The organism is Companilactobacillus metriopterae (assembly GCF_004117915.1).
Classification (GTDB): Bacteria; Bacillota; Bacilli; order Lactobacillales; family Lactobacillaceae; genus Companilactobacillus; species Companilactobacillus metriopterae.
Genome location: NZ_RSTD01000001.1, coordinates 701185 through 716377, shown reverse-complemented (window position 1 = coordinate 716377; position 15193 = coordinate 701185). Strand labels below are relative to the sequence as shown.

Annotated in this window: 17 protein-coding genes; all 17 read left to right on the top strand. The window is 33.7% G+C overall.

All coding sequences use genetic code 11. From position 1 onward, the window contains the following. The first annotated feature begins 5 nt into the window (after positions 1-5). The 17 genes from EKN01_RS03605 to EKN01_RS03530 all read left to right on the top strand — a co-directional run bounded on the left by EKN01_RS03605 (position 6) and on the right by EKN01_RS03530 (position 15193). On the top strand, positions 6-1199 hold the full coding sequence (locus tag EKN01_RS03605; RefSeq protein ID WP_129045014.1) for a phage portal protein: 1194 nt from the start codon (positions 6-8) through the stop codon (positions 1197-1199). Next, positions 1180-1986, top strand: coding sequence for a head maturation protease, ClpP-related (locus EKN01_RS03600; RefSeq protein WP_129045013.1), 807 nt, complete (start codon positions 1180-1182; stop codon positions 1984-1986). The genes EKN01_RS03605 and EKN01_RS03600 overlap by 20 nt, the downstream gene beginning before the upstream one ends. After that, positions 1979-3205, top strand: a complete 1227-nt coding sequence (locus EKN01_RS03595) for a phage major capsid protein (protein ID WP_129045012.1) — start codon at positions 1979-1981, stop codon at positions 3203-3205. Before EKN01_RS03600 ends, EKN01_RS03595 begins: the two co-directional genes overlap by 8 nt. Positions 3206-3270: 65 nt before the next feature. Next, a complete protein-coding gene (locus tag EKN01_RS03590; RefSeq protein ID WP_129045011.1) occupies positions 3271-3909 on the top strand; it encodes a hypothetical protein in 639 nt (212 codons plus the stop codon). Between the two features lie 13 nt (positions 3910-3922). After that, a complete protein-coding gene (locus EKN01_RS03585; protein ID WP_129045010.1) occupies positions 3923-4207 on the top strand; it encodes a head-tail connector protein in 285 nt (94 codons plus the stop codon). Next, positions 4197-4511 (top strand): phage head closure protein, encoded by a 315-nt coding sequence (locus tag EKN01_RS03580; protein WP_164966358.1) that lies wholly within the window; start codon positions 4197-4199, stop codon positions 4509-4511. The genes EKN01_RS03585 and EKN01_RS03580 overlap by 11 nt, the downstream gene beginning before the upstream one ends. Beyond that, positions 4492-4851: an HK97 gp10 family phage protein gene (locus tag EKN01_RS03575; RefSeq protein ID WP_129045008.1), complete on the top strand. Its 360-nt coding sequence runs from the start codon at positions 4492-4494 to the stop codon at positions 4849-4851. Before EKN01_RS03580 ends, EKN01_RS03575 begins: the two co-directional genes overlap by 20 nt. After that, positions 4848-5168, top strand: coding sequence for a hypothetical protein (locus EKN01_RS03570; RefSeq protein WP_129045007.1), 321 nt, complete (start codon positions 4848-4850; stop codon positions 5166-5168). Before EKN01_RS03575 ends, EKN01_RS03570 begins: the two co-directional genes overlap by 4 nt. Before the next feature lie 14 nt (positions 5169-5182). After that, positions 5183-5773 (top strand): major tail protein, encoded by a 591-nt coding sequence (locus EKN01_RS03565; RefSeq protein WP_206731616.1) that lies wholly within the window; start codon positions 5183-5185, stop codon positions 5771-5773. A 97-nt stretch (positions 5774-5870) separates the two neighbouring features. Continuing rightward, entirely contained in the window at positions 5871-6263 is a 393-nt protein-coding gene (locus tag EKN01_RS03560; RefSeq protein ID WP_129045006.1) for a hypothetical protein, read from the top strand. Between the two features lie 20 nt (positions 6264-6283). Beyond that, on the top strand, positions 6284-6436 hold the full coding sequence (locus EKN01_RS07805) for a hypothetical protein (protein WP_164966357.1): 153 nt from the start codon (positions 6284-6286) through the stop codon (positions 6434-6436). A gap of 15 nt (positions 6437-6451) precedes the next feature. Beyond that, positions 6452-9418, top strand: a complete 2967-nt coding sequence (locus EKN01_RS03555; RefSeq protein WP_129045005.1) for a tape measure protein — start codon at positions 6452-6454, stop codon at positions 9416-9418. Then, a complete protein-coding gene (locus tag EKN01_RS03550; RefSeq protein WP_129045004.1) occupies positions 9415-10125 on the top strand; it encodes a phage tail domain-containing protein in 711 nt (236 codons plus the stop codon). The genes EKN01_RS03555 and EKN01_RS03550 overlap by 4 nt, the downstream gene beginning before the upstream one ends. Beyond that, positions 10125-12242, top strand: a complete 2118-nt coding sequence (locus tag EKN01_RS03545; protein ID WP_164966356.1) for a phage tail protein — start codon at positions 10125-10127, stop codon at positions 12240-12242. The genes EKN01_RS03550 and EKN01_RS03545 overlap by 1 nt, the downstream gene beginning before the upstream one ends. Positions 12243-12251: 9 nt before the next feature. Then, positions 12252-12470 carry a hypothetical protein gene (locus EKN01_RS03540; RefSeq protein WP_129045002.1) on the top strand — a complete coding sequence of 73 codons (219 nt, stop codon included), beginning with the start codon at positions 12252-12254 and terminating at the stop codon, positions 12468-12470. Then, positions 12454-12681, top strand: a complete 228-nt coding sequence (locus EKN01_RS03535) for a hypothetical protein (RefSeq protein ID WP_129045001.1) — start codon at positions 12454-12456, stop codon at positions 12679-12681. The genes EKN01_RS03540 and EKN01_RS03535 overlap by 17 nt, the downstream gene beginning before the upstream one ends. Beyond that, on the top strand, positions 12674-15193 hold the full coding sequence (locus EKN01_RS03530; protein ID WP_129045000.1) for a phage upper tail fiber protein: 2520 nt from the start codon (positions 12674-12676) through the stop codon (positions 15191-15193). Before EKN01_RS03535 ends, EKN01_RS03530 begins: the two co-directional genes overlap by 8 nt.

The window sequence follows — 15193 nt, the reverse complement described above, 5'->3', positions numbered from 1 at the left end:
ACTGAATGGGAATTTTTACAAATATTTTTAGTCGACAAGAAAAGCCGACCGTCACTCCTACTTATCAAATGGTAGTCAGTGAGGGTAACGGCTTTTTTTCTTGGAATGGAAACTTATATAAGTCAGACATTATTAGATCGATTGTCAGAACTAAGTCATCAACTGTAGGGAAAGCAGTAGCTAAACATCTAAAGAAAGACTCTGTAGACCCTGATTATTACATGCGGGAGTTACTTAAATATCCTAATCCTTTAATGACTGGTCAAATGTTACAAGAAAAGCTTACTTCAATGCTAGAGCTAAACAATAATGCTTTTGCAGTGATTGTAAGAGATTCGAATGGTTTGGGACAAGCAATTTATCCAATTTCTTCTGCAACGTCCTTTGAAGGAATAATTGATAAGCAAGGGAATGTTTACGTTAGATTCTTTATGAGACAGGGAGATATCTATACCTTTAGATATTCAGATCTTATTCATTTACGTAAAGATTACACAGATAACGAGATTTTTGGAACACCTATAAATGAAACTATTTCTGCATTGATGGATGTAGTTGAAGCTTCTGATAAAGGAATCATTAAAGCTGTGCAAAATTCAAACGCAGTAAGGTGGTTACTCCAATACAATACGAGTTCTAGGCCAGAAGATGTAACGAAAGGCGCACAGGAATTTGCAAAAGCTTATCTAAGTACAGAATCTGAATCCTTTGGAGTAGCTGCTGTTGATGCTAAGGCAGAAGCCAAACAAGTACAGGTTAATCCTTATGTTCCCGGTAAAGATCAACTAGAAAATGTCACTGATAGAATTTATAGCTTGTTCAATATTAATAAAAATATTCTGCAAGCTAGTTATACCGAGAATCAATGGATTTCATTTTACGAATCTCAAATTGAACCAATACTTAAACAGCTGTCTGACCAATTTACTTTGAAACTATTTAATCCAAGGCAACGACAAATGGGTAATTCAATAATATTTGAATCAAGTTCAATGACCTTTGCATCCATGCAAACTAAGCTGTCTCTAGCTAAATTTGTTGAAGACGGAATTATGAATGCTAACGAGGTTAGAAGTTACTTCAATCTATCTCCAAGAGATGGTGGTGATGAGTATGTTCTTCGTAAGGATACTGAACGTGATTCAGAACATGACGACAACCAGAAGGGAGGTGGTATAGATGAAGAAACTACAAATTAATGGTGCAGTAGTATCAAATGATTACGGAATGATGTATGACTTTTTTGGAATGGATTATACAAGTCCAGCTAAGGTTCAAGATTTTTTGAACGAATCGGATACTGAAGATATTGAAATAGTAATTAATTCAGGAGGCGGGGATGTATTTGCTGGCTCAGAAATATACTCCATGCTTAAAGATTATTCAGGAAACGTAGACGTTAAAGTTTATGGAATAGCTGCAAGTTCTGCCAGTGTTATTGCAATGGGTGGGACTACTATCAAGATGTCTCCAACAGCTCAAATTATGATACACAATGTATCCAGCGGAGCTAATGGCGATTATCGTGATATGGATAAGATGTCAGAAATACTAAAAAACTGTAATGAATCACTTGCTAATTCGTACGTTCAAAAGACTGGAAAAACTAAAGAAGAAATCTTAAAAATGATGAATTCAGAAACCTGGTTGAGTGCAGATAAAGCAATTGAACAAGGATTTGCCGACGAAATGCTATTTGTCAGTGAGGAAGAACCAGTTTTATCAAATGATTTAAACAATGTTGTATCTCCAGAATCTTTAAACAAGTTTTTAAACTTGATTAATAAAACTAAAGATGAAGAGGACGATAAAGAAGAATCAGGTGATAAAGATACATCTAAGTCAGAAGAAGAAAATGATAAAAACAAACCTGAAAAAGATAAAGAAGAATCTACTTCTTCAGATGATGAAGATGACGATAAAAAGAAAGATAATCTTTCGAATTCATTAACTATTTTAAAATTGAAGGGAAAAATTTATGAATAAAACAGAATTTAATGAAAAATATGAATCATTGTTAAATGAAGCTCAAACAGCACTTAATAACAACGATTTAGAACAATCTGAAAAATTACAAGATCAAGCTAAAGATCTAGCACGAGAATTTGAAAATTCAGCTATCAATTTAGCAAATCAAAATAAATTAGAAGGAAATGAATCAATGGATAAATTAGAAAACGTATCACAAACAATTTCAGGGCAAGTAATTGAGAATAATAACCCCGAAGAAGCAAACTATACAAATGCTTGGGCAAAGAAACTGTTAGGACAAGATTTGACAGATTCAGAAGTATCAGTTTTTGAAAACACAAACCGTACATTTTTGAATGATGCATCATTTACACATACTACTCAAAATACACCAACTCTAATTCCAGATACTGTAGTGGCTGGAATTTGGAAACGTGCAGAAGAACAATATCCACTTTGGGCAGACATTCGAGGATTTGCTGTTACAGGTACTCTTACATTTAACAAACACACAGCAATTGAATCAGGAGATGCAGCATGGTATGACGAACCTACAGCCACTGTTGATGAAAAGAATACTTTTGCACAACTTAGATTAGATGGTAAAGAATTATCTAAATCAGTAACTGTTTCATGGAAAATGAAAAATATGGCAATTCCAGAATTCATTGGATTCTTAGAACAAGAACTTGCTGAACGTATTGGTGTAGCTCTTGGAGTTGCAGCATATACAGGTAATGGTGTTGATCAACCTAAAGGAATTAAAACAGCTCTTCTAGAAACAGATGAAGGTAAGAAACAAATTATTACTTATAAAGATGCTATGAAATATGCTGATGTAATCAAACAAATTTCTTCAATTCATTCATCATATACGCAAGGTTCAAATTTCTATGCAAATAATTCTACAATCTGGAATTCACTAGCAAATATCGTTGATGGAAATGGTCGTCCATACTTTATTCCAGATACAACTTCTGGTGGTGTAGGAAGATTATTTGGTTACACTGTTAAACCTGATGCAAGTATTCCTGATGGTGAAACTTTATTTGGTAATGCAAATGCAGGTTCAGTTAAAAACCAAAATGCACCACTATCTATTACAACTGAAACACACGCTAAAGAACGTGAAGATGATTATGTGGCATATACAATTGTAGATGCAGATGTATTAGATGAAAAAGCATTTGCCATTTTATCAACAGATACACCCAGTAAAACCTCAGCCAAGTAAGACTGCAACAAAGGTTGAGGTAACTAATACAACGGAAACAAAAGCAACTTTGAAGGGAGTTTAATATGACTAAGTTATTCGTAAATGGAAATTTAGAAAAAGATAACTTCTTAAAAGGTGAGGAATATGATTTTGAAGATTTCATGGGTGGTTCAACAAATGTTTATGAGCTAAAGGACGGAGAAGATGTAATTGATCGACAAGAATTCACTTTAAAAACTCCTCCAGCTAGATGGTTTTTGTGGTACGCAAAAGTTGATGGCGAAGATATAACAATGGAAGTTGGAACAGAATTTGTTAATTCAAATGAAACCACTCTAAAATTTTCTAAGAATATCGACGGCGCACAAGTAATGTTTGCCAGAGCGAAGTATGCTGCTCCAGAAGGAACAGGAATTCCGATTGAAAAGATTGAAAGTTTTAATGAATACTTTGCTAAAGATGGTAAACCAACAGACAAGTTGGTTGTTTTGGATAAAGGGGTTGAACTATTTTTCGACGATACACCTTCAATTCTTAATCCAACAATTTCAACTAAAGGCGCACCAATGTTACAAGTAGACTTTGCTTCTGAGTCAATGATCAATAAGAATCCCGGAGCAGGTGCTGCAATTGGTGCTACTAAGAAAATCATCATTAAAAATGTTTCTACAGAGGATATCTCAACATCAAAAGATTTTACTATCAATCTAGAATGGTCTTAAAGGTGGTGGTAATTTGCTTAACGAAGTAAAGCTAGCACTAAGGATATCTAAAGAAAACAATCAGTTTGACACTGAATTAACAGACCTTATTTCTGCTGCAAGGAATGACCTTATAACGGCAGGTGTTAAATCTGAAATAGCTAATAGTGATTCTAATATATTAGCCAAGCAAGCAATAATATTTTATTGTAAAGCAACTTTTGGATTTGATAATCAAGACGCTGGACGATTCAACAATTTATATATTGATAAAAAAAATACGTTGGCAATGTATGGTGGTGAAGCTGATGAGATATAACGAAGTCATTCAATTAATATCTGTTAGTTACGAAGTGGATGATCTCGGGAATAGAATTCCTATTTCTAATAAAAGAGAAGTTTTTTGTAACAAATTGGCGTTAGGAATAAACGAGTTTTCAAGCGCTGGTCAATTGGGATATAAACCAGATAAAGCATTTAAATTCTATTCATTTGAATATAAAAATGAGCAAGAGGCTATTTTTAAAAGAAAAAGATATCAAATATATAGAATTGCTGAAAATGGTGAATTTACCACAATCTACTGTCAGGAGGTAATTGCTGATGGCGGTAGATTTGACTAAAGAAATAACTCAAGCCCTTGAAGATTATAGTACTGAGGTGGAACGTGATTTAGAAGAATCTAAAAAGAAAGTTGCAAAGGAAGCTGTTCAAGAACTTAAATCAACATCTCCCAAAAGAAATAAGGGAGGCGGAGCATACGCTAAAAGTTGGGGAACTCAGAAACAGGGAACTGCAATAATTGTTAGAAATAAAAATCATTATCAAATCACTCACTTACTAGAATATGGGCACAAGAAAAGGAACGGTGGAAGCGTCAGAGCTTTTCCACATATTTCAATAGCAGAAGAACATGCGATAAACAATTTTGAAAAAACTGTAGAAAGTAAGTTGAAAAAATGAAATTACAAGATTTTTACAAGTTGCTAACTGCAGAAGTTGATTTGCCGATATCTTATTTTCAATTTAAAAAAGGTGAGTCACCTAGTTTACCTTATTTAATCTATTATCAAATATCAAACAATCCAACGTATGCAGATAACAAGAACTATTTTGATGATTCGGATGTAAATGTCGAATTATATACAAATAAAAAAGATTTAGTCAGTGAGAAAAAAATCACTGACTTTTTTTGTGCACACGATATTACATATCAATCGTTTGAAACATATATCGAAGACGAAAAAATGTATCAGGTGCTATATCAAATAACAATTTAAGGAGAACACAGTAAATGGTCGAAACATTGACAGAAAACAAAATACAATATGGTATTAAAAACGTGCACTGGCACAAAGTTACAGATACAGGAACAGAATTAAAAATTGATGCAGGACAACCTTGGGTAGGGGCAACAGAAATCGAATTAGACCCTAACGGAGATATGGTTAAAGTGTATGCAGATGATCAAGTTTATTACTCTGCATCAAATAACCAAGGATATGAAGGAAAATTAAGTATGTATAGTTTTCCATTAGAATTTGAAAAGTATGCTCTAGGTGCTGTTGTTGATGATAACGGAATTGTTAATGAATCAATTACATCTAAACCTCAAGCTGTTGCTCTAAGTTTTGAATTTGATGGCGATAAGAAGGCAACTAGACACGTTCTATACAACGTAAGTTTCTCTCGTCCAAAAATTCAATCAGAAACCAAGAATGAAAAAGCAGAACCAAAAGCACAAGAACTTGAATTTAATGCAAACCCTAATATTTATACAGGAAATGTTAAGGGAAAGACGTCTCCAACAACTCCAGTTGCAATATATGATGACTGGTTTAACACTGTTGGGATTGTTACAACAAAAACTGTAGCATCTAAATAATTTTAATAAAGCATACTCCCTTACTGGAGCGGTGGAGGTCGGAATAGAAGTCTATGAAAGTAGGCTTCTTTTTTTATATATAAATTAGGAGAATCCAATGGAAAAAACAATAACAGTAGATGGCAGAGAAATAATTTTGAAATCGATGGGAAACACAGCATTGATTTATGGAAGTCAATTTAATCATGACTTTTTTGCAGATTTAATGAAACTTGCAAATGTAATGCCTACTGACAAAAACGGTAAGGTAAAAGACCCTGAAAAGTGGACAGACGAAGATCTAGATAAACTTAATTTTACGCCTATATACAATTTTGTATGGGCAACTGCCAAAACAGCAGATAGTAAGATACCTGAACCAATGGAATGGTTTGGTACATTTGAAGAATTTCCAATAATGGAAATAATGCCAGAAATACAAGAACTTATGATGGTTTCTGTACAAGGAAAAAAAGGCTTGAAGACGAGTACCAAACAGACGAAGAGATAGATACAGCCTCGTTTTTAAACATGCTAAAAAGACTGCATCTATCAACTAAAGAGCTTGAAGATTTAACAATAGGTCAGATACAAGATTTTATCGTTGAATACGTCAAGTCAGAAGAAACTAAGAAAGAAAAAAATAGCAGAAAAGCTAATCAATCAGACTTTGATAATTTTTAAAGAAAGGAGAATGTAATGGCAGGAAGAATTAAAGGAATAACCATTGAAATCGATGGAAATACTAAAGGGCTAGACAAGGCACTTAGTAATGTTAACAGTGAAGCAAGACAAGCATCTTCTGAGTTAAGGGATGTTAATAGAATGCTCAAATTTGATCCATCGAGTATAGAACTAGTTGTTCAAAAGCAAAGTTTGCTTTCTAAACAAATACAGAACACTTCTGAAAAACTCCAAACCTTAAAAAATGCGCAATCACAAGTAGATGCGGAATTTAAGAAAGGAACTATCGGAGAAGAACAATACCGTGGATTTAAGAGAGAAATTGTTGAAACGGAAAATCAGCTAAAGGGTTATAAATCTCAACTTGAAAGCACTAAAAATTCAGAAGCTGGTTTGGCAAGTGCATTATCTAAAGCAGAAAATGAATTTGGGAAAAATTCTAAAGAAGCTAGTGAATTAAGAGCAAAGTTATCTTCTGTAAAATCTGAGATGGATAATGTGGGCAGGTCAGGGAATGGTATAAGTAGTGCAGGAGACCACTTTACAAAGTTAAAAAATAAAGTAGATGATTCCTCAGGTTCTGTTGGTAGATTTAAACAAGCATTTTCTTTTGGTACAGTTTTAAGTGCCGCACAATCGGTTTTTACAACATTGACTGGTGGAATAGGCAGCATTGTTTCCCAAGCAGTTGAATCAGAAGATGCTTTAAGCAAATTTAAATCAACTATGGAATTTGCAGGATTTAATGATTCTCAAATAAAAAAAGCTAGAATTTCAATGAAAGACTACGCTGATAAAACAGTGTACGATCTGGATACAGTTGCAAATACAACCGCTCAACTTGCATCCAATGGTGTTCCACATTTTACAGAATTAACACAAGCAGCAGGAAATTTAAATGCTGTTGCTGGTGGTAATGCTGACACATTTAAGTCAGTCTCTATGGTTCTTACTCAAACAGCTGGTGCGGGGAAATTAACAACTGAAAATTGGAATCAATTAGCTGACGCAATCCCGGGTGCTTCTGGTCCTATTCAAGAAGCTTTAAAAAAGAATGGTGCATTTACTGGCAATTTCAGAGATGCCATGGCTCAGGGTCAAATTACTTCTGATGAATTTAACCAAGCTCTTATGGAACTCGGAAATAAACCTGTTGCTGTTGAGGCAGCAAAGTCCACCGAAACATTTGAAGGAGCAATCGGTAACTTAGAAGCAAACGCTGTTTCTGGTGTTCAAAATATAATTGAAGCTTTTGGTTCTGGTAGTTTGACAAACGGAATCAATCAATTAAGTGATATTGTCACTAAAGCGTTAGATCAAGTCAAAAATTTAGTGAATTTTTTAAAGGATAATAAAGAAGCAGTCAAAATCTTTGCAGAAACTGTATTGATTTTGGTTGCTGCTTTTACAGCAATGAGTGCCATTAATTCTATAACTAGCACAGTTAAGGACTTCTTTAATTTAATATTGGATAATCCAATCGGTGCTATTATCGTAGTAATAGGCTTATTGGTTGCTGCTTTAGTATATTTCTTTACACAAACAAAAACTGGACAAGAGATTGTTAAGAACGTTGTAAAAGCTATCCAAGATGCTTGGCAGGGATTAAAAGATTTTTTAGATCCTTTATTTTCAGCGATTGGAGAAGTTGCTAAGAATATATGGAATGGAATAGTAGATACAGTTAAACCTGTTATAGAAGCAATTAAAGTAGCTTGGTCAGGACTAAAATCCGCAATAGAACCTATCATTCAAAGCATTGTTAATGTAATCAAAGCAATTTTTGATGGATTAAAACTATACTGGGATGTTTACTGGTCAGTATTTGGACCTATAGTCACAACGGTTTGGAATGTTATACAAACTGTTATAACTACAGTAATCAATGTGATAGTGATAATAATTCAAACTGCTTTAGGTATAATTTCTCAAATCTGGCAAGCTGGGTGGGCAGTACTTGGTCCAATAGTTAGTGCGGTTTTTACCATAATATCAACCGTAATAAGCACAGTCTTTAATGTAATTGCAGGAATAATAAGAACAATTATAGATGTAATAAAAGGAGACTGGAGTGGTGCATGGAATGAAATTAAAAATATTGTTACAACGGTTTGGAATGCAATAAAAACTGTTATTGATACAGTTATACATGTAATAGCATCAATCATAAGTTCAGAATGGAATTTAATTAAAGGAATAACTTCCACAATTTGGAATGGTATTAAAGCAGTCATAACAACAATATGGAATGGAATTAAGGCTGTTATTACTTCTGTAGTAAATGGAATAAAAACAGTTGTAACTGGTGTATGGAATGCAATTAAATCTGTTACATCTAGCGTATTTAATGCAGTTAAAGGTGTTGTTACTTCTATATGGAATGGTATTAAATCCGTAATTAACGGTGTTGTTAATGGTGTGAAAACTCTAGTAACAAACGGGTGGAATGGAGTTAAATCTATTACACAATCTGTATGGAGTGGTTTAAAAGCTTTAATGGTTAATCCAGTGGAAGCTGCAAAGAAAACAATCTCTGGAATTGTAGATGCAATTAAAGGATTCTTTAAAAACATGCATTTATCAATTCCTAAGATTCAAATGCCCCCAATGCCTCATTTTAGTATGAATGGTGGTTTTAGCTTCAATCCACCAAGTGTTCCATCAATTGGCGTTAAATGGTATGCCAAAGGTGCTATTTTTAAAAAGCCAGCATTATTTAATGGACCAACAGGTCTTTCTGGAGCTGGAGAAGCAGGACCAGAAGCAATGCTGCCATTAAACAAATCAACACTAGGAACTATCGGAGACAAAATTAGTAAGAACATGCAAAACTTTGCTCAACCTATAAATATCACGGTTAACGTAACCGGTGGAGACAATCCACAAGAATTAGGAAATACAGTAGCAGAAGCAATAGAAGCAAAGATGAGACAGATGTTCAACAGTGAATCAAGTGCATTTGGAGGTGGACACCTAGCATGATTAATGGAGATTTTTTAATAAACAATATACAAGGCATGCAGACATTGCATGCCTTTTTGAATACCTATCCTGATATTAAAATGCCAAAGAGAAAGAAGACTTTGCAATCAATTGACGGTGCTAGTTCATCAATAGTGTTGGACGAAAATTCTTATGAGAACAGAGATGTTAATTTAAGTATGACTGTTCAAGCTAATAGTGAACAGGAACGTGTAATGCGTCTGTCAGCACTGTATGCAGCGTTCGATACAGATAGTTATGTTGATTTTATCTATTATGGTGAACCTAACATGGTTTATAAAGTTACTAATGCTGATGTTGTTGAGCAAGATAGGGTAGTTAGAAATAGTTACTATACTGATGTAAAAATCAAACTATCTGCACAAGCGTTTAAGTATTACAAACCTGATGATTTAATTAATGTTTCAGCTGGTTCAACAGTCACTCTAAATAATAGATTTAATTATTCTTCTGCTCCGTTTATCACAGTATTAAAAGCAGGAACAGTTAACATAGGTATCAATTCAAAGACTTATACTTATTCGTTCACTGTACTTAATAAATGGAATATTCTTTGTGATGACACAGAGCAGTGGACAGACGGCGACTATGATATCAATCAAGAATTTCCAAAATTAAAACCGGGTATAAACACAATAACCTCCAACTTTGATTTACAAATACAACCAAGATGGAGGTTAATTTAATGAAACCAGCTTTATTTGCAAAAAAAGAAGATTACCCAAGTAGCGGATATGGAATTATTGCTGACGCTACTGATTGTAAAGTTCATGAAGTTTTAAATGGTGATTATACTTTCACTTTTAATTTACCCAGAACTTCAAGATTTTTTGAGTTAATAAAACCTGAATATATGATTTACGTTCCAGTCAATGGAACGTCTAAAGATTGGTTCTATATTAAGAGTACTGATGTTAAGAGTAGCCCAGATACTATGACTGTTACATGTAATCATGAAAGTATATTAGCTAACAACGGATACATGAAAGGTTCGCTATCAATAGATAGACTTTCTGTTCAAACGGCACTAAAGAGAATGACTGATTTGCTTGATTCAACAGGTAAGCAGTTCAAGTATCAAACAAGTATGGTGAGAAATATTGGGGATGTACATGTTACCTACACGAACATGAACCCTACTGAAATGATTATTGGTAATAGCAATTCTCTAGTTAATATTTTGGGTGGTCGAATTGAACGTAATGGACGAACAATTAATATTGCTGAAAAGTACACAGGTAGATCAATCGATCTAAGAAAAGGTAAAAACATTTCTGGTATTAGTATTCAGAAAAATATTGAATCAATTGTAACTTCAATTGTTCCGTACTATACCGAAAAAGAAATTAATACTACCGACCCTGATAAACCAACAACTCCAACTAATCCACCAGAGACAGGTTGGACAGTTACCTCTAATGAAGGTGTTGTTACTGTAACTAAATCACCCGGCGCAACCTGTTATTCAGACGCAAACCAACCTGAAAATAATAGATTAGTTGGTGTGGGAACACCTTGGTACACAGATCAAAAGAGAACTAAATCAGGTTCAACACAATACCGCATCGGAACTAACTGTTGGGTTAGTGCTGGAGATGTAACTTTTGCTGCACAGTCTAATGTAGTTAGTTATTCATCTGACAGTACACCCACTAAAGTAATGCGTGCAGTAGCAACTACGCCTAAGGAAGAAGAGAGAGTTTGGGGTGCAGAAGTATATTCACCAATGTACAAGAAGTACAAACTTCCTCATAGAAAAGTAGTTGATTACTCTTCGCGTGTAGATAATGATGCTGATTTATCAGAATTGGCACATCGTTATTTCTATGAAAACCCCGGTGTAGATGAACCTACTTACACAATTTCAATTGATACTGTGCCTACACAAAATGTAAGTATTCAAAATGCTCACATAGGAGATACAGCTAGAATCTATGATCCTGATTTCAAGATTGCTACTGAACAAATAATCTTTGAAAGAGAATTTGATTCTGATAAAGAGATTAATACATTAATCAAAGCTGGTACTTATCAACAGACCATTTTCAGATATCTTGATAATAGAATTAAAGAGAATGATCAGAAGATTGATGATACCAATGATCAAACCAATAATGCTATTGAAAATAATTCAAATGATATTAGTAATGTTCAAGATAATGTAGACACCTTGGGTGACGAAACCAACGATTGGCAAAAACGCCATGAGGAAGAAGAGAAAAGAATTCAAGCTGAACAAGATAGAATTGATAAAAAAGTAGATGATGCTCAAAGGGATTTATCTGATTTTATGAATTCTGGTGGTCAAAATGTTATTCAATTTCTACCTGATAGAGAAAATCCGACTCAATTAAAAGTTAAAACGGGTTATGGATATCTTCTTCTAGATGATCACGGAATAGGATTTCATAAATCAAATGGAACTGTAATTACTGGTATGTCATCAGATGGAAGATTCTATGCTGATGATATTTCAGCACAAACAATTACAGGTAAAACTATTGAAGGTGGAGTTATCAATGGTGCAAGAATAACTGGTGCTCAGATAACTGGTACTGAACAGATTAATCTTGGATCAGGTTCACGTAAGACTTCGTTAGCTTATTATGGTATTTCTACACCAAGTATTACTGTTGATGAAATTGATGGATTGAACTTTATGCAGGCTTCAAATATCACAGTAACGAATCAGCTGAGAGCAAGGTATCTAATTATTGAAAGTGGTGGAAATATTTCATCACCGAACGGAGCTTTGTATTTAACCGGTCCACTGTATGTAAACGGAAGACTAATAGCTAGTTAGGAGAACAATATGAAAAAACTAGATTTAAATGCCTTAACATCAGTTAAATCTGACAAGGTAATTGAAATATTTCAAGAGGAATATATGAGAGTACACAAACAAAATATTACTCTTGCAGCTCAAGTTGATAGACTACAGGAAATAATCACTATTCTTTTTAAAAATTCACCTGAATTATTTCCTGAAGAATTAGTAATAGAGGAGGAAGAAAATGTTAAAGACAAATAAAAATATTTACCTTAGTGGTACATCAAGCGATGGCGACATATTGCTATCGAATTTTAATGCTAATTTTGATGACACAGGTAGATTAACTATTACTGAAAATCCAGTTGCTGAAGATAAAACTGGAATTGCAGAAAAAGATTTTGAAGAATTTAGAAAGTTAGCACGTAAACAATCATCTGAAATATTGGGTGGTGAAGTTAAGAATGGCTAGTACACAAGAAATAACTTTAGAAATTAAAAAGGGTAAAACATATACTAATACTCCAGTAATATTCGGAGTAGGCGATACTAATGAAATAATTAAAGCGAATATCGTTCAAGACGGATTTCCTTATTCAGCAACAAAAGCAACGTTTAACGCACAAAAACCAGACGGCAAAGCGATTGCCAACGTTACAGCGTCAGTAAGTGGTTCTGTAGTTACTTTGACTATTCCTAGTGCATTGACCCAGCAATCGGGAATTATTCACAATGCTTATTTTTTGTTGAACGGAACTACTTCGACACAGAGATTTGATATTGCAATTCTTCCTGGTATTAATTTATCTGGAAATTCTGAGGACTATGTACCCGGTCTAGAAAACATTACTAAGATGTGGGAGCAAACAGTCAATTCTTGGGAAATGAGAATTACATCACTTCAAAATGATATAGCCAATATGGATATGTCTGATGAGTTGAAGAAACTTATGGATCAAGCTCTGGAAGACGCCAAGAAACAATACATGGCAACATTTAATAGTGCTGTTGATGAATTGAATAAAACTACTGCTGAAATGAAAGTTAAAGAATCAGAGGCAGTAGGATTAGGAAAAGAACTTGATAAAACTATTGTTGATTTAAACAAAAAAATTAATGATGTTAATGGTTTCTTAGACACACTTCAAAAACAAATCATTGCAACTAATGACGCATTTACTAAGGAAGAGCAAGCTAAAGTTGATGCTGCAATAGCCAATATGACTAAAAAGATTAATGATAGTCTTACAGCTAATACAACAACAATTAACAATGCTATTGCTAAAAATAACTCTGATATTTCAACAGCATTAACTAAGAACGATGCTGATATCAAAAAAGTAAATGATGATATTACAGCAAGTCAAAAGAACGTAAATGATTTGAATACTAAGTTAACCAATATCCAGACACAAGTTGCTGCTATTGATTTACCTCAATTCAAAAAGGATGTTGATACTGCAAACAAAAACGCCCAAGACGCTTTGGACAAAGCAAATCAGGCATTGAATGGTGCTAATAGTACACAGATAAATACTAGTATGGTAAATGATTACTTGGTTGATGTTGATAGTAAAATTTTGGATTCTGGAAAGAAACAGTTAGTTCCACCGACTGCAAAAATTTCTTTGGTTTCAGGGAAACTAGTGGTTGAAATAATTGACATAAATACAACATTACCGGACAAATACACAATTTATTACTCAGAAGACGGTGGGGCATGGAAAACATTTGACACGAAAGAAAAAACTGCTCAAATAGATATAAAAATACAAAAGAATGTTTATGTAAAATTAAGGGCAATTTGTACTGATACAACAGCAAATTCTAATTTTTCACCAGTTTATAAAGAAGGTGGAGAAACAGAGAATTTATTGATTAGTAATAAGAATACAACTTATAATTCAAATCCTCTAATTTATATGAATTCATATAAAACTATATCTAGTGCTTTAACAGCAAATATGAATGAAATAAGTAGTAGTCATTATAATTCTATTGCTAGCGCGTCCTTAAAAGATGGATTTGCAGAACTCACTGGAGTAAACGGTGATAATCAATTTTTATATTACAAAGTGAAGATTAAAAAATACCCCGCAACATTTACTGTATTTCTACCTGTTTCTGCTCCAACTTCTTGGCCAAAAAATAAAAATAGTTTTGAAAATGGCAAAGTTACACATCCTGCAATTATCTCTTTAAAGAACAATGTATCTAGTTACTTTAATTCGGATAATTGGAATGGAATATCATATAAATCATTAGGTAATGATATGTATTCTATTGATATACCAGATAATAGTAGTCCAATAGTTTCGGATGGGGATTTTATTTGGATTATATCAAATTATCAATCTACAACAGGAAATCCTAATGCTTGGGGAGTGTGGAAATCGCAAAATTCAATCTACTATAGAGAAAATGATTTAAATATTCCATTACTTCCAGAAGTAACTGATAGTTCTTCTAAAAAAAGATTATCTAATCAATTTGTTAAAAGAGATGAGCTAATTGCCTATGTTAATAAGAATGAAGTATCCGGAGTGGTTGGTTCATCATCTAGTTCTAGTGGTGGAGGTTCAAACGTTGATACATCTTCATTTGTAACTAAAACTGACTTAGAAACTAACTACATAAAGAAAACCGATGTGGAAGCAAACTACATCAAAAAAGCTGATATAGGAAGTTACATACCAGCTAATACGTTAACTACAGATGTGGTTTCGGCAATGATTTCACAAGGGTTATACGATATGTTAATGAATAAAAAAATTACTGCAAAAAATGGTTCAGGTGCAGATACTACTATTACACTTGATCAAATTGTGGCAATGAAGACAGCATTAGCTAACTACTTAAAAACAACTGATCTTAAGACAGAAGCTAACAAAGCTGGCTTTAGTGATGATTGGTATGGTAGTCAAGCACAATACGATGCACTTACTTCTAGATCTTCAACAACCAACTACAACATATGGGAGTGA

What these genes read in the sequence shown, in the direction of transcription:
- EKN01_RS03605 (WP_129045014.1), top strand. Translation starts at nt 6, where the DNA reads ATGGGAATTTTTACAAATATTTTTAGTCGACAAGAAAAGCCGACCGTC.
- EKN01_RS03600 (WP_129045013.1), top strand. Translation starts at nt 1,180, where the DNA reads ATGAAGAAACTACAAATTAATGGTGCAGTAGTATCAAATGATTACGGA.
- EKN01_RS03595 (WP_129045012.1), top strand. Translation starts at nt 1,979, where the DNA reads ATGAATAAAACAGAATTTAATGAAAAATATGAATCATTGTTAAATGAA.
- EKN01_RS03590 (WP_129045011.1), top strand. Translation starts at nt 3,271, where the DNA reads ATGACTAAGTTATTCGTAAATGGAAATTTAGAAAAAGATAACTTCTTA.
- EKN01_RS03580 (WP_164966358.1), top strand. Translation starts at nt 4,197, where the DNA reads ATGAGATATAACGAAGTCATTCAATTAATATCTGTTAGTTACGAAGTG.
- EKN01_RS03575 (WP_129045008.1), top strand. Translation starts at nt 4,492, where the DNA reads ATGGCGGTAGATTTGACTAAAGAAATAACTCAAGCCCTTGAAGATTAT.
- EKN01_RS03570 (WP_129045007.1), top strand. Translation starts at nt 4,848, where the DNA reads ATGAAATTACAAGATTTTTACAAGTTGCTAACTGCAGAAGTTGATTTG.
- EKN01_RS03565 (WP_206731616.1), top strand. Translation starts at nt 5,183, where the DNA reads ATGGTCGAAACATTGACAGAAAACAAAATACAATATGGTATTAAAAAC.
- EKN01_RS03560 (WP_129045006.1), top strand. Translation starts at nt 5,871, where the DNA reads ATGGAAAAAACAATAACAGTAGATGGCAGAGAAATAATTTTGAAATCG.
- EKN01_RS07805 (WP_164966357.1), top strand. Translation starts at nt 6,284, where the DNA reads ATGCTAAAAAGACTGCATCTATCAACTAAAGAGCTTGAAGATTTAACA.
- EKN01_RS03555 (WP_129045005.1), top strand. Translation starts at nt 6,452, where the DNA reads ATGGCAGGAAGAATTAAAGGAATAACCATTGAAATCGATGGAAATACT.
- EKN01_RS03550 (WP_129045004.1), top strand. Translation starts at nt 9,415, where the DNA reads ATGATTAATGGAGATTTTTTAATAAACAATATACAAGGCATGCAGACA.
- EKN01_RS03545 (WP_164966356.1), top strand. Translation starts at nt 10,125, where the DNA reads ATGAAACCAGCTTTATTTGCAAAAAAAGAAGATTACCCAAGTAGCGGA.
- EKN01_RS03540 (WP_129045002.1), top strand. Translation starts at nt 12,252, where the DNA reads ATGAAAAAACTAGATTTAAATGCCTTAACATCAGTTAAATCTGACAAG.
- EKN01_RS03535 (WP_129045001.1), top strand. Translation starts at nt 12,454, where the DNA reads ATGTTAAAGACAAATAAAAATATTTACCTTAGTGGTACATCAAGCGAT.
- EKN01_RS03530 (WP_129045000.1), top strand. Translation starts at nt 12,674, where the DNA reads ATGGCTAGTACACAAGAAATAACTTTAGAAATTAAAAAGGGTAAAACA.